Annotated in this window: 14 protein-coding genes; 9 read left to right on the top strand and 5 right to left on the bottom strand. The window is 63.1% G+C overall.

The window, feature by feature from the left end; all coding sequences use genetic code 11:
- Positions 1-29: 29 nt before the first annotated feature.
- Together GOB82_RS01785 and GOB82_RS01780 are read right to left on the bottom strand one after the other, a co-directional pair.
- Positions 30-1,247 carry a CCA tRNA nucleotidyltransferase gene (locus GOB82_RS01785; protein ID WP_166118860.1) on the bottom strand — a complete coding sequence of 406 codons (1,218 nt, stop codon included), beginning with the start codon at positions 1,245-1,247 and terminating at the stop codon, positions 30-32.
- Between the two features lie 5 nt (positions 1,248-1,252).
- A complete protein-coding gene (locus tag GOB82_RS01780) occupies positions 1,253-1,831 on the bottom strand; it encodes a DUF1285 domain-containing protein (protein ID WP_166119645.1) in 579 nt (192 codons plus the stop codon).
- 107 nt (positions 1,832-1,938) lie between these two features.
- Between GOB82_RS01780 and GOB82_RS01775 the strand changes: the two genes are divergently transcribed.
- The 5 genes from GOB82_RS01775 to GOB82_RS01755 all read left to right on the top strand — a co-directional run bounded on the left by GOB82_RS01775 (position 1,939) and on the right by GOB82_RS01755 (position 9,932).
- Positions 1,939-2,991, top strand: coding sequence for an AAA family ATPase (locus tag GOB82_RS01775; RefSeq protein WP_265794090.1), 1,053 nt, complete (start codon positions 1,939-1,941; stop codon positions 2,989-2,991).
- Between the two features lie 4 nt (positions 2,992-2,995).
- The gene (locus tag GOB82_RS01770) at positions 2,996-4,051 is read left to right on the top strand and encodes a DUF58 domain-containing protein (RefSeq protein WP_242007141.1); all 1,056 of its coding nucleotides are present in this window, start codon (positions 2,996-2,998) and stop codon (positions 4,049-4,051) included.
- On the top strand, positions 4,048-7,077 hold the full coding sequence (locus tag GOB82_RS01765) for a DUF4159 domain-containing protein (RefSeq protein WP_166118853.1): 3,030 nt from the start codon (positions 4,048-4,050) through the stop codon (positions 7,075-7,077). Before GOB82_RS01770 ends, GOB82_RS01765 begins: the two co-directional genes overlap by 4 nt.
- 5 nt (positions 7,078-7,082) lie before the next feature.
- Entirely contained in the window at positions 7,083-9,257 is a 2,175-nt protein-coding gene (locus GOB82_RS01760) for a VWA domain-containing protein (RefSeq protein WP_166118852.1), read from the top strand.
- A 69-nt stretch (positions 9,258-9,326) separates the two neighbouring features.
- The gene (locus tag GOB82_RS01755; RefSeq protein ID WP_166118849.1) at positions 9,327-9,932 is read left to right on the top strand and encodes an ankyrin repeat domain-containing protein; all 606 of its coding nucleotides are present in this window, start codon (positions 9,327-9,329) and stop codon (positions 9,930-9,932) included.
- 111 nt (positions 9,933-10,043) lie between these two features.
- Here the strand turns inward: GOB82_RS01755 and GOB82_RS01750 are convergent, their stop codons facing one another.
- The 3 genes from GOB82_RS01750 to GOB82_RS01740 form a co-directional block, all read right to left on the bottom strand.
- Positions 10,044-11,168, bottom strand: coding sequence for a site-specific DNA-methyltransferase (locus tag GOB82_RS01750; RefSeq protein WP_166118847.1), 1,125 nt, complete (start codon positions 11,166-11,168; stop codon positions 10,044-10,046).
- Positions 11,165-11,794 (bottom strand): ribonuclease HII, encoded by a 630-nt coding sequence (locus GOB82_RS01745; protein WP_166118845.1) that lies wholly within the window; start codon positions 11,792-11,794, stop codon positions 11,165-11,167. Before GOB82_RS01745 ends, GOB82_RS01750 begins: the two co-directional genes overlap by 4 nt.
- 125 nt (positions 11,795-11,919) lie before the next feature.
- Positions 11,920-12,225 (bottom strand): CsbD family protein, encoded by a 306-nt coding sequence (locus GOB82_RS01740; protein ID WP_166118842.1) that lies wholly within the window; start codon positions 12,223-12,225, stop codon positions 11,920-11,922.
- Between the two features lie 111 nt (positions 12,226-12,336).
- On the opposite strand from GOB82_RS01740, the gene GOB82_RS01735 reads away from it, so the two are divergent.
- From GOB82_RS01735 to GOB82_RS01720, 4 genes are all read left to right on the top strand, one after another.
- The gene (locus tag GOB82_RS01735; RefSeq protein ID WP_166118840.1) at positions 12,337-13,731 is read left to right on the top strand and encodes an MFS transporter; all 1,395 of its coding nucleotides are present in this window, start codon (positions 12,337-12,339) and stop codon (positions 13,729-13,731) included.
- Between the two features lie 272 nt (positions 13,732-14,003).
- Positions 14,004-15,266, top strand: a complete 1,263-nt coding sequence (locus GOB82_RS01730; protein WP_166118837.1) for an MdtA/MuxA family multidrug efflux RND transporter periplasmic adaptor subunit — start codon at positions 14,004-14,006, stop codon at positions 15,264-15,266.
- Entirely contained in the window at positions 15,263-18,454 is a 3,192-nt protein-coding gene (locus GOB82_RS01725; protein WP_166118835.1) for an efflux RND transporter permease subunit, read from the top strand. Before GOB82_RS01730 ends, GOB82_RS01725 begins: the two co-directional genes overlap by 4 nt.
- On the top strand, positions 18,451-21,747 hold the full coding sequence (locus GOB82_RS01720; protein WP_166118832.1) for an efflux RND transporter permease subunit: 3,297 nt from the start codon (positions 18,451-18,453) through the stop codon (positions 21,745-21,747). The genes GOB82_RS01725 and GOB82_RS01720 overlap by 4 nt, the downstream gene beginning before the upstream one ends.
- The last annotated feature ends 3 nt before the right edge of the window (positions 21,748-21,750 follow it).

Here is a 21,750-nt window from a genome sequence, read left to right as displayed (position 1 = left end):
CCCCGCTATGCAAAGGGGCGCGCTGAGGTTTACGGGTTTAAAATGTTTTTCAAAAACGCCAGACACGCCTCGCGCGAGGCGATACACCCCTCTGCCAGCCACCAGGCCCGCACCTGATTCAGCACAACCCCCACCTGCGCCCCCGGCAGAGAGCCAGCGGCCAGCACATCCCGCCCCGCAAGTGGGAAGACAGGCGGCTTCAGGGCGGCCAACCGCGCCCTGATAGCCTTCCAGCCTCGTGCGGAACCATCGGCGCCCCCGTCCTGCCCCGCCTGCCGCAGCCATGTGCGGCCCAGCAGAACCTGAGGGGATGTTTGCACCAGCAGGCGGCGCAGGTCTGCATCCGTCATGGCGGGTTCCGGCACAGGTTCGCCTGAAAGATCAACCAGAAACGCCCTCTCCGCGCCGGACAGTTTCAGGCGTCGGGCCAGAGCGGGCCTGTCTCCCTGCACCAGCAAGGCCAGCCGCAGGACTGCATCCGCCGGAACCCCGGCCTCCAGCGCACGCGCCAGCCGCGCCTGCGCCACACCCTCCGGAAACAGAACCGCCAGCACGCCCGACTGCGCCATAAGCTCCACCACGGATGACACGGCCGGGCCTGTGAGAATCCGTTTCAGTTCGGACCATATCCGCTCGACGGAAAGCCCGCGCAGCAGCTCCGCATGCCGGGCAATGGCCTGCATGGCCTCCGGATCTGGCTGGCCGGTGCCATACCGCGCCTGAAAGCGGAAAAAGCGCAGAATCCGCAGGGCATCTTCCTGAATGCGGGTTGCGGCATCCCCCACAAAGCGCACCCGGCCCTGCTCAAGGTCTGCCCGACCGCCAAAATAGTCATGCAGCACGCCATCCCGCCCGCGGGACATGGCGTTTATGGTAAAGTCACGCCGGGCGGCGTCTTCCTGCCAGTCAGACGTCCATGCCACCACGGCATGCCGCCCGTCTGTCTCCACATCGCGCCGCAGGGTTGTGATTTCATAGGGGGCGGCCTCAAGCACCGCCGTCACGGTTCCGTGCGCCAGCCCTGTCGGCACGGCTTTTATGCCCGCCTGCTTCAGGCTCGCCTGAACCACCTCTGGCGGTTCAGGTGTTGCCAGATCAATATCCGCAACGGGCCGCCTCATGAGCAGATCCCGCACAACACCGCCCACCAGACGCGCCTTGGGCAACACAGCCCAGATGCTGCCAAGCGCTTCGATCTGCTGCGGGGAAAGGCGTGCGAACGCGCCTTCAGATACACTCTCCGGCATGTCTCTCACACAGCGGAGTTTTCAGCAGGCATGCGGGCCAGCGGGAAAAAGCAGTCACAACTCCACACCCCCATGCAGGGCACGCCCTGACACACCCCCGGCTCCGCCAGCGCGGCGAGCTCATACCAGACCGTGCGGGAGAGGCGGGCTTCTATGGGAAACTTCCCCTCCCCTTGTCGCACCAGCAGATAGGGAGGGCATCCGCCATTCCCGCAGGCTTCGTTCGGCACGTCCCACACGGCCCGAATCGGGTGTTCCCGGCAGGCAACCACCGGTTCATCCACATTGGTGCGAAAGCACAGCTTCTGCATCCGCCCGCAGCCCTGCCAGTCCAGCTCCACAGCCAGAAAGGGCACGTCCTCCACCTCGATATACCCGGTCTCGAACGGTGAGCGCAGCAGATAGCCCCCGGCTTCATCACGCGTCAGCAGGGACCCGAACAGGCAGACCATGGCCTTGCGCTTTATGGGCGAGCCCCGATAAAGCCAGACTCCATCACGCCGGACAAGAAAAGGCAATTTTCCCGGCACGGCATCTGCCCGGGCCTTCTCCTCACAGGGAGGAGTCTGGCAAGACGCTGCAATCTTCTGGGTTTGGCCTTCAGCATTCACCGGCGGATAATCCTGTTCATGACTGTTTCACTGCTTTGGGAATGATATAGGGATGATACCCCGCTTGATGTAAGCCCTGTATCTGTCAGACTGGACCCATGACCTCATCAGACACATCGCCCCGCACCAGCCAGCCTGCCCCTCACTCCCCTGCCACCATACCGGATGTGCGTGAAGCAGATATTATCTGCGAGCGTCTCCAGCATGCCCGGCAGGAAACATCCCGCATTATTTTCGGGCAGGAGAAAGTCATCAGCCAGACGCTCACCGCCATTCTGGCGGGCGGGCACGCGCTGCTGGTGGGGGCGCCGGGGCTGGGCAAGACCCTGCTGGTCACAACGCTTGGCACCGTTCTGGGGCTGGATGCCCGCCGCGTGCAGTTCACGCCGGACCTGATGCCCTCTGACATTACCGGCAGTGAAATTCTGGATGAAGACGCCACCGGCCGCCGCAGCTTCCGCTTTGTGCCCGGCCCGGTGTTCTGCCAGCTTCTGATGGCTGATGAAATCAACCGCGCCAGCCCGCGCACGCAATCGGCCCTTCTGCAGGCCATGCAGGAGCGCCGCGTGGCCATTGCCGGGGCCGAGCACCCGCTCCCGCGCCCCTTCCATGTGCTGGCCACCCAGAACCCGCTGGAGCAGGAAGGCACCTACCCTCTGCCGGAAGCACAGCTTGACCGCTTCATGCTGCAAATCCCGCTGACATTCCCGGATGAGCAGGCCGAACGCACCATGCTTCTGGCCACCACCGGAACGCAGGACGCCCTTGCCCAGCCTGTCATGACCACTGAAGAGCTGATGGAGGCACAGGCACTGGTGCGCCGGCTGCCAGTGGGTGAGAAAATTGTGGATGCCATTCTGGCTCTCGTGCGCGCAGCGCGCCCCGAAACATCACCTGATGACACACTCCGCGCCCAGATTGCCTGGGGCCCCGGCCCGCGTGCGGCACAGGCGCTCATGCTGGCCACCCGCGCCCGCGCCCTGCTGGACGGGCGGCTTTCCCCCAGTCTGGATGACGTGATTGCACTGGCCCGCCCCGTGCTGGCGCACCGTATGGCCTTGACCTTCGCCGCCCGGGCGGAGGGTGTGCGTCTGGACGATGTCCTCACCCGTCTTGTCAACAGGCTTGGCTGACGCATTGCCCTTGTTTGATTTCTCTCCTTCCGCCCTGTTCCGGCGCCTGCGGCCTCAGGGGGCTTCCCCCCACGGTACCCCGGCGCAGGCTGGGGCAGCCGGTGCAGGCCCTGCCGCCGTCAGCACGGCCTCCGCTCTGGCGGCGCGCCTGCCGGGGCTGGTGCTTCAGGCAGACCAGAGTGCCGCAACGCTTTTTGCGGGCCAGCACGGCCAGCGCCGCTCCGGCGGGGGAGAGACCTTCTGGCAATATCGGCAGGCACTGCCCGGTGAGCCCGCCAGCGCCATAGACTGGCGGCAGTCCGCCCGCAGCACTCACGCCTATGTGCGGGAGACAGAGGCCGAGTCCGCCCAGACCGTGTTCCTCTGGTGTGATCTCTCCTCCTCCATGGCCTGGCGTTCCGCCTCCTCCCTGCCCGAAAAGCTGGACAGCGCCCTTCTGATCACGCTCGCCACGGCGGCACTGCTGCTGCGCAACGGGGAGCGGGTCCGCCTGCTTGCCCCCACCGGTCCGGCCACGCTGCCCACAGGCGGCAGCCCGCTGGAACGTCTGGCGCTCGGGCTGGCCCAACTCGCGGCGGAACCACCAGCCCGCCGCCCGGCCCTGCCCTCCGGCACCATGCTGCCCCGCCATGCCCACCTGCTGATTGTCAGTGATTTCCTCTGCCCGGAGGAGGATGTCCGAAGCTGCCTGCATCATCTGGCTGCTCGCCCGGTGCGCGCGCATCTGGTGCAGGTGATGGACCCGGCGGAACGCACCCTGCCCTATCAGGGCCGCGTGCGGTTTGAAGGGCTGGAAGGTGAACCCGAGCGTATCCTGCCAAACGTGCAGACACTGCGGCAGGACTATACGCGTCTGGTTGAAGCCCGCACCGAAGAGCTTGCAGCTCTCGCCACCCGATACGGGCATGACCTTGTCCTGCACAGCACGGATGAACCGCCCCTGCCCACCCTTCTGACCCTGCACTCTCTCTTTTCCGGCCGGTTCTCCGGCGCACCGTCCAGGGCGCGGGCGGACACACGCTCTGGCACGCATTCCGGCACGCACGGGGGCCAGTCATGATTTTTCTGGCACCAATCGCCCTTCTCGGCTTTCTGACGCTCCCCATTGTCTGGTGGCTTCTCCGCGCCACGCCGCCTGCCCCGCGCCAGCAGATTTTCCCCGCAGTGGCGCTCCTGCTCGCCCTGCGCCCGCAGCAGAATGACGCCGTGCGCTCCCCGCTCTGGCTGCTCCTTGTTCGTCTGGCCGCCGTAACCTGTCTGGTGCTGGGGCTGGCACAACCCGTGCTGCAGGGAGACCGCCTGCCCAGCACAGGTCAGGGCCCGCTGGTTCTGGTGATGGATGATGGCATGTTCTCGGCATCCGACTGGGGACAGCGCATCGCCACCGCGCAGGGGCTGGTGGATGATGCCGGGCATGCCGGTCGCCCCATCCTGTTTGTACGCACCGCCCCCGCCGCGGACGGACGCCCCACACAGCCGCCCGCCGCCCGCACCGCCCATGCGGTCCGGCAGGAGTTGGACAGTATGCGTCCCGCCCCCTGGGGCACGGACCGCGCCGCCATAGCCCGCACTCTGGAGGCAGCCCCCCGGACAAAAGGCAGCGTGATCTATCTGGCGGACGGCGTTGCCTCTCCCGGTGATGCCGCCTTTGCCCGCGCCCTGCGGTCCTGCGGCCCGGTGAGGGAGATACATTTCCCGGAAGCCTCTGTTCTCGCACTGGCTCCGGCGGCTGAACGCACCAGCACACAAATGGCGCGGCTTCTGGCCCTGCCGCAGCCTGCACCCCGCAGCTTTTCCGTGCGCGTACACGCGCAGGACGGCGGCACACTGGCCGTCATGCCTCTGGTTCTGCCCGCCGGAGCCGCGGAGATGGATGTGCCCGTCACACTCCCCACCGCTGTCCGAAACCGGATTGATCAGCTTTCCCTCTCAGGGCAGGCCAGCGCCGCCACAACCCTGCTGTTTGATGAAGGAGACCGCCTGCGTCCCGTGGGGCTGATGACCTCGGGTGCGGCGGATACCCCCCTGATCGGCCCGCTTTTCTACCTGCGCCGCGCCCTTGCCCCCACGGCGGACCTGCATGAAGGCACACCGGCGGCCCTGCTGGCCCAGCCGCTCTCCGTCATCATCGCGCCGGATGGCACACTGGCAAACCCGGCCATCCGCCGGAAGGTGCAGGACTGGGTGAAAAACGGCGGCACACTGATCCGCTTTGCAGGCCCGGCTCTGGCAGGCGCACAGCATACGGATGCCGCGGGCGCGCTCCCGGACGCACCCACCGGCGCAGACCCGGAGGATAAGGACGCGGACGCACCGCCAGCGCACACCGGCCCCTCGGCGGATGGCACCATGGCAGACCCGACGGCAGACCTCCTGCCGGTTGCCCTGCTGGATGGTTCCCGCCAGCTTGGCGGCACCATGACATGGGGCGCACCGCAAAAGCTGGCTCCGTTTGATGCGTCCTCCCCGTTCCACGGGCTGAGCATCCCGGCGGATGTCACGGTCTCACGGCAGGTTCTGGCCAGCCCGGTGGCCGATCTTTCCGCTCATAGCTGGGCGCGTCTGGCCGATGGCACGCCGCTGGTCACCCATGCCACGCTGGGCAAGGGGGATATTATCCTCTTCCATGTAAGCAGCACGGCGGACTGGTCCAGCCTGCCGCTGTCCGGCCTGTTTGTCGCCATGCTCCAGAGGCTGACAGACCACGCCAATGGCGTGACCCTTCCGCCGGATGACAGCCTTCTGGCCCCGGTGCTGACACTGGATGGAGATGGTGTACTCGCCCCGCCCCCACCTGCCGCACGCGGCCTGAAGGCCAGCGATTTTGCCCGCACGACTGTCTCCCCCGCGCACCCGCCGGGCCTCTACGGCCCGCAGGCGGCCCGCCGCGCGCTGAACGCCAGCACCCCGAACACCCATCTTTCCGCAGCGGCACCGGTAGGCACCGTCACCAGCCCCGGCGGTCGCAGGCCGGATACCGCCTTCGCGCCCTTCTTCCTGTGTGCCGCCGCCGCCCTGCTGCTGCTGGATGGCTTGCTGGTCCTGCTCATGCGGGCGGGTTTTCTGGGCCTGCCGCTCAGAAAAACCCCTCCCGGCAACTCCGCCCTGCCTCTCCTGCTGCTTTGCGGGCTTCTCTCTCCGGCCCTGTTCCCCCCGGCTCCCGCCCACGCCCGGCCAACCGTTGCCCCGGCAGCGGCACCTGCTGAAAATGCATCTCCCGGAAGCGCGCCGGAAGCCGGACAGGGAGTGACACCTGCACCCGCCTCCGTGTCACCCGCCGCCACGAAAAATCCGCCCGTAGCGAGCACCCTCACGCCACCCGGCGCACCGCCTACTCCCGCGAGCCCTACTCAGGTGCCTGGGGCAGCGCTGGAAACACGGCTGGCCTATGTCATCACCGGGCATGACGAGATTGATACGGTCTCCCGTCAGGGACTTCAGGGGCTGTCCGATTATGCCAATGCCCGCACCTCCGCCATGCTCGGGCACCCTGATGGTGTGCGGCCGGGGCAGGATGACCTCAGCTATTACCCGCTGCTCTACTGGCCCATTACGCCGGATGCCGCGCCAACCCCGGCCATGACCGCAGCCCTCACCGCCTACATGGCGCATGGTGGCATCCTGCTGATTGACACACAGGGGCAGGACCCCGCCGCGCAGAGTGAAGAAGGCGGCAGCCCTTTTGCGGGGGATGCCCCCGGCACCCGCTCTGCCCTGCGCCGGGTGACCGCCGGTCTGCCCATCCCGCCTCTCATGACCATGACAGACCACCATCTTCTGGCGCACACGTTCTACATGCTGCATGACTTCCCCGGCCGTTATGCCGGGCAACCGGTATGGGTGGCGCGGGAAGGTGAAGCCGAAAATGATGATGTCAGCCCGGTGATTATCGGCTCGGCAGACTGGGCGCATGCATGGGCGGTGGATGAAAACGGCAATACACCCTTCGCCGTGCTGCCCGAAGGCGCAGACCAGCGGCAACTGGCCTACCGTTTTGGCGTCAACACCATCATTTATGCGCTGACAGGCAACTACAAGGCTGATCAGGTGCATGTGCCCATGTTGCTCAAGCGGCTGGGAGAATAAGCACCATGCCTCACGCTCTTTCCCGCTCCCTTGGCTTTGCCCCCCTTGTTCCGCTCTGGGTGCTGGCGGCCCTTGGCCTCCTTGCACTGGCACTCTGCGGGTATGCCCTCTTCCGCCGCTCGAAAGGCGCCGTCTTCCGGCTGGCGGCTATGCTCTCCCTTCTGCTCTGGCTGGCGGGGCCGCAGCGGCTGCATGAAAGCTGGCATGTCCTGCCCGAAACAGCGCTGCTGCTGGTGGACCAATCCCCCTCCATGTCCGTTGGCCAGCGCGCGGCCATTGCCCGGCAGGCCGCCAGCACTCTGGCGCAGGCCCATACGGAAGGGCTGAACCTGCGCACCGTGCCGGTCCGCTCCTCCGGCCATAATGGTACCCGCCTGTTTGATGCGCTGGATCAGGCCGCGGCCGATATCCCGCCAGACCAGCTTGCTGGCGCGGTGATGATCACGGATGGGCAGGTGACTGACATCCCTCCCGGCATGCCGGACCGCCTGCGCCCGACCACGCCGGACGGCCAGCACCTGACCCTGCCCCTGCATATTCTCCTGCCCGCCAGGGCGGAGGAGACTGACCGGCAGCTCCGCATTCTTCAGGCCCCGCCCTATGCCATTGTCGGCCAGCCTGCCAGCCTGCGCGTGCAGGTGGATGATCTCGGCCCCGGCACCACGCCCGGCATGCAGGCGGATGTGACCTTGCGCGTCAATGGGGAAGAGCCGGTTGTCATCCCCGTGCGCACGGGCTCCCCGCAGGATATTTCCCTTCCGGTGCCGCGCCCGGGGCAGATGCTGGTCAGCCTCTCTGTCTCACCGCTGGAGGGAGAAGTCTCACAGATCAACAACCAGTCCGTCACGCGCATTACCGGCATTCGGGACAGGCTGCGCGTGCTGCTGATTTCCGGCACCCCCAATCAGGGCGAGCGCGTCTGGCGGCGGCTGCTGAAGGCTGATCCTTCGGTTGATCTCATTCACTTCACCATCCTGCGCCCACCAGACAAGGATGATGGCACGCCCCTGTCCGATCTTGCGCTGATAGCCTTCCCCGTACGGGAGCTGTTTCAGGACAAGATCAACCAGTTTGATCTGATCATTCTGGACGGGTTTGAGAACAGAAACATCCTGCCGCATGCCTATCTGAACAACATCGCCAACTTTGTACGCAAAGGGGGCGGGCTGCTGCTGACGGGCGGTCCGGAATTTGTCGGCCCCGGCACCCTTCAGGACACACCGGTGGGGGATATCCTGCCCGCGCATGTGCCGTCTGAAGGGGGTATGGTGGAGCAGCGCTTCCGCCCGAAGCTGACAGCCGAAGGCCGCCGCCACCCGGTAACCGCCGCCCTGCCCGGCGCGCCGCCGCCCAACAGCGTGGGGGCGGATACAGCACTGAGCATCCCCGGACAGTGGGGCCCGTGGTACCGCGCGCTCAAGCCGGACTCCACCCACGGGCAGACGCTGATGAGCGGGCCGGACAACGCCCCTCTTCTGGTGCTGGACCATGTGGATCAGGGGCGTGTGGCGCTGCTGCTGTCTGACCAGATCTGGCTGTGGTCCCGCGGTGAAGGCGGCGGTGGCCCGCAGGCCGAACTGCTCCGCCGGATTTCGCACTGGCTGATGAAAGAGCCGGAGTTGGAGGAAGAACAACTCACGGCGGGCATCGCCGGAGGAGAACTGACTGTCACGCGCCGCAGTTCAACGGGAGACCCGCACCGGAGCGTTACCGTCACATCCCCCTCCGGCGCCACGACATCCCTGCGCCTGCAACCGCCTGCGGAAGATACCGGAAACAGGGAGGACGCCTCGGGCCTCAGCCTTGGCCGCATGCCCGCCGAACAGCCCGGCATCTGGCAGGTGGATGATGGCACGCACAAAGCCTTCGCCGCCCCCGTGCAGGCTGACCCGCAGGAGTTTGCGGACCTGAGAACCACAGCCACCCGCCTGAACGCCCTGACCACAGCCTCCGGTGGTGGCGTGTTCTGGCTGGGGGCAGACAGCGAACATCCCACCGTTCCGGCCCTGCGCCTGACAGATGACAGCACGCCCCACGGAGCGGGCTGGATGGGCTTCCCGCACCGGAACGCCCATGTGGTAACCGGCAGAAGCGCCACCCCCCTGCTCCCGGCATGGGTGATGCTGGTGGCTTCGCTCGGCCTGTTCTTCGCAGGCTGGTGGCGGGAAGGACGGCGCTGAGTGCCTTTTCCTTTCCGCCTGCACGCCAGTATGGTAAATAATGATTCACGTGCCCCTTATGGACAGATCATGACCCGTTCCTTCCGCTTTACTCCGGCTGCTCTCATGGTTTGTGGCAGTCTCCTTTTTGCCTGCGCCACACCCGTTCTGGCCCAGTCCGCCCGTGAGGCCGAGGCTCAGGCTGCAGCGGAAGCCGCGGCCCAGAAAGCGGAAGCCGCCAAGGCCATGAAGCGCGCAGCGCCTCCTGCCGCCATCCCCGGTGCTGTTGAGGATGATGACGAGAATGACCATTACAACACGGATATGGAGCCGACAGCCGCCCTGTTTGACGCCATCAACCGTGGCAGCCTGAATTCCGCCAAGGAAGCGGTGAACCGTGGCGCGGACCTTGAGCACCGCAATGTGCTGGGTCAGACCCCGCTGGATATGTCCATTGATCTGAACCGCAACCCCATCACCTTCCTGCTGCTCTCCCTGCGCGGTGGTGATGAACGCCCCCGCACCGATGTCGCGACGCAAACGCGCGAAATGGATACGGAAAGCGGCTCCGGCCATCTGACCATTGGCGGCACCGCCGGACGGCATAATGCGAAATCAGCCACGGCCAGCCGCTTTGATCATAGCGGCGGCACAGCCCGCCCGGATGTTGGCTTCCTCGGGTTTGGCGGAAGCTAATTTCCGCAACGCCGCAACAGACTTCACCATAAAAAAAGCCGCCCCTGACGGGCGGCTTTTTTTATGAACGGCATCCTGCCCGGAGCAGGGCCAAAGCCCTGCCCCCGTTTTTCAGACAGAAATCACGTTGCTGGCACCCGGCCCGGACTGGTTCAGGCTTTCCTGCCGCAGCACATCCAGCGGCAGCCACACGCCATCCCGCTCAAAGTGCCAGAAGGTCCAGCCATTGCAGGAAGGCGCATTGGTCAACATGGCCCCAATCTTGTGAATGGACCCGCGCTTCATGCCGCTGACCAACGTGCCATCAGGCGAGACCGTGGCATGCACGCGCTGCTTTTTATCCGCCAGCACCACACCGGCGGACAGGAAGCCCTGCTCGACCAGACTGCCAAACGGCACGCGCGGCGCTTCACGCTTGTCCAGCGTGGTCGTCACGGCATCATCCGCCAGAGGCTCTTCCCGCGCCACACGCGCCCGAGCCGCTTCCACATAATCCGGGTGGCGCTCAATCCCGACAAACCGGCGGCGCAGCCGCTTCGCCATGGCCGGTGTGGTGCCTGTGCCCGTGAACGGGTCCAGCACGACATCCCCCACCGAGGTTGAGGCCAGCAGAACCCGGTGCAGCAGGCTTTCGGGCTTCTGGGTGGGGTGCAGCTTCAGGCCGTGCTCATTGCGCAGGCGCTCATTGCCCGTGCACAGCGGCAGATACCAGTCAGACCGCATCTGCACGTCATCATTCAGGGCCTTCATGGCCTGATAGTTGAAGCGATAGCGGCTGTCCTCGCTCCGGGCAGCCCAGATCATCGTTTCATGGGCATTGGTAAAGCGCCGCCCACGGAAATTCGGCATGGGGTTGGACTTGCGCCAGACAATGTCATTCAGAATCCAGAACCCCAGATCCTGCAAAATCGCGCCGATGCGAAAAATATTATGATAGGAGCCAATCACCCAGATCGTGCCATCCTTGTGCAGCACGCGGCGCGCTTCTGTCAGCCAGGCACGGGTAAAGCGGTCATACTCCGCCAGATCGGAAAACTTGTCCCAATCATCATCCACCCCATCCACGAGACTGTCATCCGGCCGACGCAGTTCACCGCGCAGCTGGAGGTTATACGGCGGGTCAGCAAACACACAGTCAACCGAACCGGATGGCAGGCTGCGCATGGTTTCCACACATTCGCCGCGCAGGATCTGATCAAGAGGGAGTTCCATAGTGAGTGATTCAGCGCCGCTCATGCCCGGCCCTCCGTTGCAATATGTTCAATCTGCCGGCGCACTGTGCCGAATGTTTTACGATGGTGCGGGGTAACCCCCACGCTCCCCAGAGCCTCACGGTGGTGTTCCGTGCCGTATCCCGCATTGCGCTCCCAGCCATAGGCGGGCCAGCGCGTATCCAGCCGGGCCATGATGCGGTCACGCACCACCTTGGCCATGATGGACGCCGCGGCAATGGAAAGGCTCAGCCTGTCCCCGCCCACAACGGCTTCCGCGCTGCACCCGAAGGATGGCAGCTTGTTCCCGTCCACCAGAACATGGTCCGGCAGGCGCGGCAGGCGCGCAACGGCACGCTGCATGGCCAGATGCGCGGCGTGATGGATGTTGAGCGTATCAATTTCAGTGGTGGAGGCTGCGCCCAGGGCAATTTCAATGCCGGGCACACTTGGCAGGCGGGCCGCAATAGCCTCACGCACCGCCGGTTTCAGTTTTTTGGAATCATCAATAACGGCTGCCAGATCGTCCGGCACGCCTGCACCGAACACCACAGCGGCAGCCACCACGGGACCAGCAAGCGGACCACGCCCGACTTCATCAACGCCGGCCACGCGACCGCCGTGCTGCTTCTCCCGTGTAAAATCCGGCATGACCCCTCTTTCCACTCATTTTGCTCGACTCGGTTAAAATAACCGAGTCGCACAAATTGCGACTCCGTGGAAAGAGGAGAATCACTTTTCACCGGAACGCGCAAGAGTCCCGGTGAAATGAATTTTCAGGAGCGCTTGGAACGAGGGAACAGCAGCCAGCCGACCAGAATCCCCACGAAGGACACAATACCGAGTGAAAGCAAGGGCTTATCGCGCACAAAGGTGACGGCTTTTTCCACCACACCTTCCCCTTCCTCATACAGATCAGCAAATTCCTGCTGCGCCATTCCGGAGACCTGATCGAACTTGCCTTCGGCCTGCAACCCCAGATCACCCGTCAGACCACCAACGGCGTCTTTCACGCGCCCCTTGGCTTCATCCGCAACACCTTCGAGCTTGTTACCGAGGTTTTTGAGTTTATCGTCAGTCATTTGATCTTTCTCCTTTTTTAGACCGGCCCGTCAGGGTGTCCGTCACTGAAAAATATCGCTTGAGGACGGTCTTCTGTTGCATCACACCGCAAAAACTCGTCTCTGGCCAGCATGCTGTTCATCAGTCGTCCTCACCTGATCGCCCTGATTGTCGCTTCCATGTTTTTCATGGAGCAACTGGACGGGACCATTCTCTCCACGGCCCTGCCCTCCATTGCGCACAGCCTGCATGTGGATACGGTTTCCACATCCATCGCGCTGACGTCCTATATTATCGGGCTGGCCATTTTCATCCCGCCCTCCGGCGCGCTGGCGGACAGGCTGGGCAGCCGCACGGTGCTGACAGGCGCCATCATCATGTTCGTGACCTGCTCGGTGCTGTGCGGTCTGGCCAGCAACCTGCTCTTTCTGGCGTGCATGCGCACACTGCAGGGCATTGGCGGCGCGCTGATGGTGCCGGTCGGGCGGCTGGTGGTCCTGCGCGGCACAGCGCAGGAAGATCTGGTGCGCACCATGACGTGGATGATGCTCCCCGCAACCCTCGGCCCGCTGCTCGGGCCAGTGGTGGGCGGTTTCATCACCACCTATTTTTCCTGGCGCTGGACGTTTTACCTGAATGTGCCGGTGGGCATTCTGGGGCTTCTCCTCACCCGGCGCTTCATCCCCAATACCCGTCCTGCCAATCCGCCGCCGTTTGACCTGAAAGGCATGGCGCTGGCGGGCTGCAGCCTTGCCATTCTCTCCATTGCCGCAGAACTGTTCAGCCACGGAGAAGGCAGTGCAGGCCTGCTTCTCGCCATGCTGGCGGCAGGCGGCAGCCTGATGGGGCTGTATGTCCTGCATGCTGGCCACACAAAAACACCGCTGCTGGATTTAAGCCTGTTTCGCGTGCCCACCTTCTGCATTTCCGTTCTGGGCGGGGCGGCCTCCCGCGTGGCGGTGGGGGCGCTGCCGTTCCTGTTCCCCACCTTTCTGCAGGTGGGCTACAGCCTGAGCGCCGCCCAGAGCGGCATGATCACCTTTGTCGCTCCTATGGGAGCCATTCTCATGCGGCCGTTTGTGCCCGCGGCACTCGCCCGGTGGGGCTTCCGGCGCGTTCTGATGTTCAACGGGTTTTCCGCCGCCATCCTGTTTGCCCTGATAGCCAATTTTCACAGGGGCCAGCCGCTGTGGACCCTCTCTCTCATCCTGTTTGTCGCGGGTATGGCGCAGGCCATGCAGTTTTCCGCCTACAACACCATTGCCTATGCCGATATTCCCGCCTCGAAAATGAGTGCGGCCACCAGCCTCTACTCCACCCTGCAGCAGCTCATGCTTTCCCTTGGCATCTGCACCGCCGCCGGCACGCTGACAGCCACACATATCCTGCGCCAGCACCCCACCCCCACGCTGAATGATTTTTCAATCGCGTTTATTGTCACCGGAGCTGTCTCGATGCTGGCCGTGCCAGCCGCGGCCTGCCTCTCCCCGCGAGCCGGAGCCCGCATGAGCGGCAACAAGGAGTAAGGCCTCCCCTTTCCCCGGCTAAACCGTTTTTTAATTTAATGTTTATAGCGTTCTATTTCCGCAATAAATCTTTGATGCACATTTCAATCCGTGTAAGCTGAAGTCCGGTTTTTGCTACACTCTCAACATGCTTTCAGCCCGCCTGTTTCTTGTCAGAATTGAAATGGAAGCACGGGAAAAAGCTGCTACTGTCTCAACCGGTTTCGGCTGGCCTGCACCCCGCAGGCAATGCCTTCAACCCTAGCTGTCAGGTGAAACGAGCCGCGCGCCCTATGGATGATTATACCACGGACACACGATCCGATTCACCCACGCCCCCCCGTACCTCTGGCAGGAAAAAGCGCCTTATCTGGAGCGGCGTGGCCCTTGCAGGCGTCTGCGTGCTGGCCTTTGCCTTCCTGCGCCCGCATGCCAACAGCCCCGGCGGCACGCATTCGCACCGCCATTCCGGCAGCAAGTCTGGCGGGGGCGAAACAGCCCAGCCGGTTGCTGTACAGGCCGTAAAAACCGGCACCATGCCGGTGGTGCTGACAGAGCTTGGCACGGTTGTGCCCATTACCAATGTCACGGTGCAGACCCGCGTGGAGGGCTACCTGATGCAGGTGCTGTTCACTGAAGGCCAGCATGTGCACAAGGGCGACCTTCTGGCGCTGATCGACCCGCGCCCGTATGAGGTCCAGCTTGCCCAGTATGAAGGCCAGCTTGAGCGGGATCAGGCCCAGCTCGCGCAGGCCCGCGTGGATAACGCCCGATACCAGCGCCTGATCAAGCAGGACAGTATCGACGCCAAAACAGCGCGGGATCAGGAATTTCTGGTCCAGCAGTATGAAGGCACTGTCAAATCCGATCAGGCTCTGGTGGATAACCAGAAGCTCCAGCTGGTCTACTGCCACATCACTGCGCCAGTGGACGGGCGCATCGGTATCCGCGCCGTGGACAAAGGGAACTATGTCACAGCCGGGCAGTCTGGCGGTCTGGCGGTCCTGACGCAGATGCAGCCCATTTCCGTGATCTTCACCCTGCCGCAGAACCAACTCCCGCAGGTTGCCGAGCAACTGCGCACCAAAGGCTCCCTGAAGGTTGAGGCGTGGGATAGTTCAAACAGCACCAAGATTGCGGAAGGCACCGTCAGCGCGCTGGACAGCCAGATTGATACCGCAACCGGCACGGTGCGCCTCCGCGCCATCTATCCCAATGATGATGAACACCTGTTCCCCAACCAGTTTGTGAACGCACGCCTGCTGGTAAAGGATCTGGAGAACGTCATTCTGGTGCCCTCCACATCCCTGCAAACAGGCCCGTCCGGCCAGTTTGTCTATGTGGTGAAGACGGATAACACGGTGGAAGTCCGCCCCGTGACCATCGGCATTTCCGATGGCACGAACACCGTGGTGAACACCGGCCTGAAAGCGGGTGACCGCGTGGTGACAGACGGCGTGGACCACCTGCGCGCAGGCATCAAGGTCTCCATCCCTGACGCCACGGCCGCTACCACCGCCCCCGCCACCCCGCATGCCGGTACGCCTGCCCAGTGACCCCCTCCAGCCTCTTTATACGCAGGCCCGTCGCCACGACGCTGCTGATGCTCGCCATTATGATGAGCGGGCTTCTCGGGTATCACTTCCTCCCGGTTTCGGCCCTGCCGCAGGTGGATTATCCCACCATCACGGTAGAGACCTTCTACCCCGGCGCCGGGCCGAACGTGATGGCAACCTCCGTGACGGCGCCGCTGGAAACCCAGTTTGGCCAGATGCCGGGGCTGGACCAGATGACATCCCGCTCCTCCGGGGGCGCGTCCGTCATCACCCTGCGTTTCAATCTCTCCATGTCCATGGACGTGGCGGAACAGGAAGTGCAGGCCTCCATCAATCAGGCCAGTTCCCTCCTGCCGACTGACCTTCCGGCCCCGCCGATCTACGCCAAGGTCAACCCGGCGGATACGCCCGTGCTCACACTGGGCATCACCTCTTCCACCATTCCGCTGCCGGAAGTGGAAGATTATGTTGATACCCGCCTGGCCCAGAAAATCAGCCAGATTTCCGGTGTCGGGCTGGTCACGCTCTCTGGCGGGAACCGCAAGGCCATCCGTGTGCGCGTGAACGTGCCCAAGCTCACTTCTTACGGGATTGATCTGGATACGCTGCGCACCACCATCGGCAACGTCAACGTCAATTCCCCCACCGGCACGTTCGATGGCGCCACCCGTGCAGCCACACTGCAGGTGGATGGCCAGATTACCAATGTGGAAACACTGCTCAATCAGGTCATTGCGTATCAGAACAGCGGGCCGGTTCGCATCCGGGATGTAGCGACTGTTGTCATCGGCCCGGAAAACACCCAGCTTGCTGCATGGTCCAACCTGACCCCGGCTCTGGTCATGAACGTACAGCGCCAGCCCGGTGCCAACGTGATTGCCGTGGTGGACAATATTCAGGCCGCACTCCCCGTCCTGCGCAAGGCCCTGCCGCCGGGCATTGATATTGTCCCGCTGACAGACCGCACCACCACCATCCGCGCCTCTGTCAAGGATGTGGAATTCGAGCTGTTTCTGGCCCTGGTGCTGGTTGTGGCCGTTATTTTCGTCTTCCTGCGCAATATTCCGGCCACCATCATCCCCAGCCTTTCCGTGCCGCTTTCCATCGTCGGCACGCTGGCCATCATGTATCTGCTCGGCTTCTCGCTGGATAATCTCTCCCTCATGGCCCTGACCATAGCCACCGGCTTTGTGGTGGATGATGCCATCGTGATGATTGAGAACATCTCCCGCTACGTGGAAGCCGGGGAGGACCGGATGTCCGCCTCCATCAAGGGAGCCGGGGAGATTGGCTTCACCATTATCTCTCTGACCATCTCCCTGATTGCCGTGCTGATTCCGCTGCTGTTCATGGGGGATGTGGTCGGTCGCCTGTTCCATGAATTCGCGATGACGCTGGCCATCACCATCGTACTTTCCGCCGTGGTCTCCCTGACACTGGTGCCCATGATGTGCGCCCGTATCCTCAGCGAGCGCCCGCATGATGCCGCCAGCGCGAAAAGCGCCTTCCAGCGCTGGTCCGCACAGATGGAAGTGGCGACGGAAAAGCTGATTGCCGCGTATGACCGCGCTCTGGATGTAGTTCTGGCCCACCGGGTTCTCACACTGTTCGTGGCCGTAGCCACGCTGGTGCTGACCGGTTTTCTGGCCGTGATCATCCCCAAGGGCTTCTTTCCCGTCCAGGATACCGGGGTCATTCAGGGGATTTCGGTCGCCTCGCAGTCTATTTCATTCGAGAACATGAAGGAGCACCAGCAGGCTCTGGCCCGTGTGCTGCTGAAAGACCCGGATGTTGTCTCCCTCTCCTCCTTTGTCGGGGTGGACGGGCAGAACGCCACGCTCAATCAGGGCCGCTTTCTGGTCAACCTGCGCCCGCATGACAAACGTGCGGACAGTGCCGCGACCGTCGCCCGCCGTCTGGAAGAGGAAACCGCGCAGGTTGCCGGTATCAGGCTGTATATGCAGCCCATTCAGGACCTTTCTCTGGATACGACCGTAACCGCCACGCAGTATCAGTTCCTGCTGGAAAACCCGGATGCGGAAGCCTTCAACACCTGGATTCCCAAACTGCTGGAGCGGCTGCGGCAGGAACCCGCGCTGGCCGATGTCACGTCTGACCTTCAGGCGGAAGGTCTTGTGGCCCATGTCACGCTCGATCGCACCACGGGGGCGCGCTACTCCATCACCCCCCAGACCATTGACAACGTGCTGTATGACTCCTTCGGACAGCGGCAGATTTCCACCATCTACACGCAGTCCAACCAGTATCGCGTCATTCTGGAAGCAGACCCCAAATTCCAGACGAACCTGTCCTCCCTCAATCAGCTTTATCTGCCCGGCATTGGCGGAAATTCAGGTGAGAGCAGCTCCGGCCCCACACGCTCCCCCACCTCCGGGCTGGTGCCGCTGGCCGCCGTCACGAAAGTGACAAAGGGGAAAGCCCCCCTGCTGATCACGCATTTCGGGCAGTTCCCGGCCACAACCATCTCGTTCAACCTCAAGCCCGGATATGCGCTGGGAGATGCCACGGCGGCTATCCGCAAGGTGGAAGAAGAGATCAAGCTGCCGTCCTCGTTCCAGACCTCGTTTCAGGGCACCGCAGCGGCGTTTGAAGGCTCCCTGAGCAACGAGCTGTTTCTCGTCGCGGCGGCTCTGGTCGCGGTTTATATCGTGCTGGGCATTCTCTACGAAAGCTTCATTCACCCCATCACCATTCTCTCCACCCTGCCCTCCGCCGCCATCGGCGCGCTGCTGACGCTGATGGTGGCCGGGGTTGATCTGGATGTGATGGGCATTATCGGCATTGTGCTGCTGATTGGCATCGTCAAGAAAAACGCCATCATGATGATCGATTTCGCGCTGGAGGCCGAGCGTGAGCACGGCATGGACTCTCTCCAGTCCATCCGTCAGGCCGCCACCCTGCGTTTCCGCCCCATCCTGATGACAACACTGGCCGCCATGCTGGGGGCCGTGCCCATGGTGATTTCCAACGGCACAGGGTCTGAACTGCGGTACCCGCTGGGGCTGACCATTATCGGCGGTCTGGCCTTCTCCCAGCTTCTCACGCTGTTCACCACCCCCGTTATCTATCTGACACTGGACACGTGGGGGCACCGCTGGAACACATGGCGCCACCGTAATGACGCCCCGGCTGCCGACACACCTCCCGCCGGACAGGCGCACTCGTGAACATCAGCCGGATCTTTATTGACCGGCCTGTTGCCACCATTCTGCTGACCATAGCGCTCCTTCTTGCCGGAGCGCTGGGTTACAGAAGTCTGCCGGTTTCTGACCTGCCGAATGTCGATTTCCCGGTCATTCAGGTTCAGGCCCGTCAGCCCGGCGGTTCACCGGAAGAAGTGGCGAGTTCGGTCGCGGCCCCTCTGGAGAGGCGCCTCGGCCAGATTGCGGACCTCACGGAAATGACGTCCCGCTCCACCCAGAACATGACACGCATCACGCTGCAATTCGCGCTCTCGCGCGATATCAACGGCGCTGCGCGGGATGTTGAGGCAGCCCTTCAGGCCGCCCGTGCGGACCTGCCCACATCGCTGCGGCAGAACCCGGCCTATTTCAAGGCCAACCCGAACGGCGCGCCGATCCTGATCATGGCGCTGAGTTCGGAAACACACACGCAGCCGCAGCTCTATGATTACGCAACCAATGTTCTGGAGCAGCAGCTTTCACAAATTCAGGGTGTGGGACAGGTGGAAATCAGCGGGAGCGCGCTGCCCGCCGTGCGGGTGGAAATCAACCCGCTGCCGCTCTACCGCTACGGAATCAGTTTTGAAGATATCCGGGCGGCTCTCGCCTCCGCCAATGCCAACACGCCCAAAGGGATTATTGACCAGAACGGCCTGCGCTTCACGCTGGATACGAATGATCAGGCCCGCACCGCACAGGATTACCGCGATCTGATTATTGCATGGCGCAACAACCGCCCCGTGCGGCTGTCGGACGTGGCCTATGTGAAGGATAGCGTGGAAGACCTCCGGAACGCGGGCTACTATAATGGCACCCATTCCGTCATTGCCGTTGTGTTCCCGCAGGCGGGGGCCAACACCATCAAGACCGTTGATGAAATCAACGCGAAAATGCCGCTGTTGCGGGCGGCTCTCCCCGGAGGGGTCGCCCTGCATATCGGGCTGGACCGTTCGCTGACAATCCGGGCCTCACTGGCCGATACGCAATATACGCTTGTCATCTCCGTCATGCTGGTGGTGCTGGTGGTGCTGGCATTCCTGCATTCGGGGCGCATGACGCTTATCCCGGCCGTTGTGGTGCCAACGTCCATTGTCGCAACATTCGGTGCCATGGCGCTGCTGGGCTATTCGCTGGACAACATGTCCCTCATGGCCTTGACGGTTTCCACCGGCTTTGTGGTGGATGATGCCATTGTGGTGGTGGAAAATATCGCCCGCTATATCGAAAAGGGCTATTCCGCGCGGGAGGCCGCTATCCGTGGCACAGGAGAAGTCGCCTTTACGGTGCTGTCCATCTCCATTTCCCTGATTGCGGTTTTTCTGCCCATCCTGCTGCTGGGGGGGCTGGCCGGGCGGCTGTTTCATGAATTCGCGATGACAGTGTCCATCACCATTCTGGTGTCCATGGTGCTGTCCCTCACCCTTACTCCCATGATGGCGGCCCAGCTTCTTGGCCCGCGCCGGCCCGGCCATACGCCGGAAATCCTGCGGCGCATCACCGCCTTCATTACCCGTATGCTGGATGGCATGCAGGCGGGCTATGCCCGCACGCTGGAAGGCGCTCTGGCGCACCGCTGGCTCGTGCTGCTCAGCCTGCCTCTGACACTGGTGCTAATTGTGGCCCTCTTCATCCAGATGCCCAAAGGCTTCTTCCCCACGGAAGATACCGGCCTGCTGATGGGGCATCTGCAGGGGGACCAGTCCATTTCCTTCGCAGCCCTCTCCCGGAAGCTGGCTGAAGTGCAGGCGGTTATTATCAAAGACCGGGACGTGAAGAGTGTCTCCAGCTTTATTGGCGCGCGCGGCTCCAATCAGGCGAACCTGTTCCTGCAACTAAAAGACAAAAGCCAGCGGACAGACACCCCGGCAGATCTGATTGCGCGTATGTCGCGCAAGCTGCGCAACCTTGTCGGGGCACAGTTCTTCCTGATGCAGCCCGGCGCTGTCCGCGCGGGCGCGCGGCAGAGCAATGCCGCATATCAATATACGCTGGAAGGAGAATCCGCCTCCGAGCTGTACACCTGGACCAGCAAGCTTCAGGCAGCCCTGCAACGCCGCCCGGAATTTACCGATCTCTCATCAGACGTGCAGCAAGGTGGCTCCGCGATTGATGTCAAGATTGACCGTAACACCTCCGCACGCATGCAGATCACGCCGCAGCTTTTGTCCAACACGCTGTATGACGCCTTCGGCCAGCGCTCAGCCTCCGTTATTTACAACACCCTCAACCAGTACCGGGTGGTGATGGAAGCAGACCCGCAGCACTGGTCCAGCCCCAACTCCCTGACTCAGGTCTGGGTCAGCGTTGCCGGTGGCTCCGCCGGGGGTGGCACACGCTCCAACACCATACGGGTGCGGCGCGATGCCTCCGGACGCAATTCCTCTGGTAACAGCGCATCCTCCAGCACCAGCAGCCAGTCCTTCAAAAACCAGATTGCCAATGCTCTGGCGGGTGGGGCGAGTGCGTCCAACGGGTCGGCTGTCACCACCTCTTCAGAAACCATGGTTCCGCTTACGCTGGTCTCCCAACTGGCTTCAGCGACCACCCCCCTGTCCATCAACCATCAGGGGCAGTCTGTCGCCACCACCATTTCATTCAACCTCGCCAAAGGGGTTTCTCTGGGAACCGCCACGCAGATCATGCAGGCCACGCAGGTAGCCCTGCATATTCCGCCCACCATCCACGGCAGCTTTGCCGGAAATGCCGCACAGTTCCAGAAAACCGTGAATGATGAACCCCTGCTGGTGATCGCAGCGCTCGCGGCGGTCTATATTACGCTGGGCGTGCTGTATGAAAGCTACGTGCATCCGCTGACCATCCTCTCCACCCTGCCCTCTGCTGGTGTGGGCGCCCTGCTGGCGCTGCAACTCGCCGGGGAGGAGTTTTCACTCATCGCCATGATCGGCGTGATCCTGCTGATTGGCATCGTCAAGAAAAACGCCATCATGCTGGTGGATTTCGCCATCGAAGCCGAGCGGGAGCAGAATCTCTCCTCTCTGGAGGCCATCCGCACGGCCTGCCTGCTGCGGTTCCGCCCGATCATGATGACATCCGTCGCCGCGGCTCTTGGGGCGACCCCGCTGATTATTGCCAACGGATACGGAGCCGAGTTGCGCCGCCCGCTGGGAATTGCGATTGTGGGGGGGCTGATCGTCAGTCAGGCGCTCACCCTCTATACGACACCCGTCATCTACCTCATGCTGGATGGCCTGCGTCTGCGGTTCAGCCGCAGGCACCGCCGCCCTCTCCTTCTTTCCCGCAACATGCAAGATACCTGATAC

The organism is Acetobacter farinalis (assembly GCF_011516935.1).
Lineage (GTDB): Bacteria > Pseudomonadota > Alphaproteobacteria > Acetobacterales > Acetobacteraceae > Acetobacter > Acetobacter farinalis.
Note: the sequence above shows the minus strand (reverse complement) of the source record. Positions and strands in the feature narration are given on the sequence as shown.

Bases quoted from the DNA above. Each gene is read 5' to 3' on its own strand.
- GOB82_RS01785 (WP_166118860.1), bottom strand. From the start codon at position 1,247: ATGCCGGAGAGTGTATCTGAAGGCGCGTTCGCACGCCTTTCCCCGCAG.
- GOB82_RS01765 (WP_166118853.1), top strand. From the start codon at position 4,048: ATGATTTTTCTGGCACCAATCGCCCTTCTCGGCTTTCTGACGCTCCCC.
- GOB82_RS01760 (WP_166118852.1), top strand. From the start codon at position 7,083: ATGCCTCACGCTCTTTCCCGCTCCCTTGGCTTTGCCCCCCTTGTTCCG.
- GOB82_RS01755 (WP_166118849.1), top strand. From the start codon at position 9,327: ATGACCCGTTCCTTCCGCTTTACTCCGGCTGCTCTCATGGTTTGTGGC.
- GOB82_RS01750 (WP_166118847.1), bottom strand. From the start codon at position 11,168: ATGAGCGGCGCTGAATCACTCACTATGGAACTCCCTCTTGATCAGATC.
- GOB82_RS01745 (WP_166118845.1), bottom strand. From the start codon at position 11,794: ATGCCGGATTTTACACGGGAGAAGCAGCACGGCGGTCGCGTGGCCGGC.
- GOB82_RS01740 (WP_166118842.1), bottom strand. From the start codon at position 12,225: ATGACTGACGATAAACTCAAAAACCTCGGTAACAAGCTCGAAGGTGTT.
- GOB82_RS01735 (WP_166118840.1), top strand. From the start codon at position 12,337: ATGCTGTTCATCAGTCGTCCTCACCTGATCGCCCTGATTGTCGCTTCC.
- GOB82_RS01730 (WP_166118837.1), top strand. From the start codon at position 14,004: ATGGATGATTATACCACGGACACACGATCCGATTCACCCACGCCCCCC.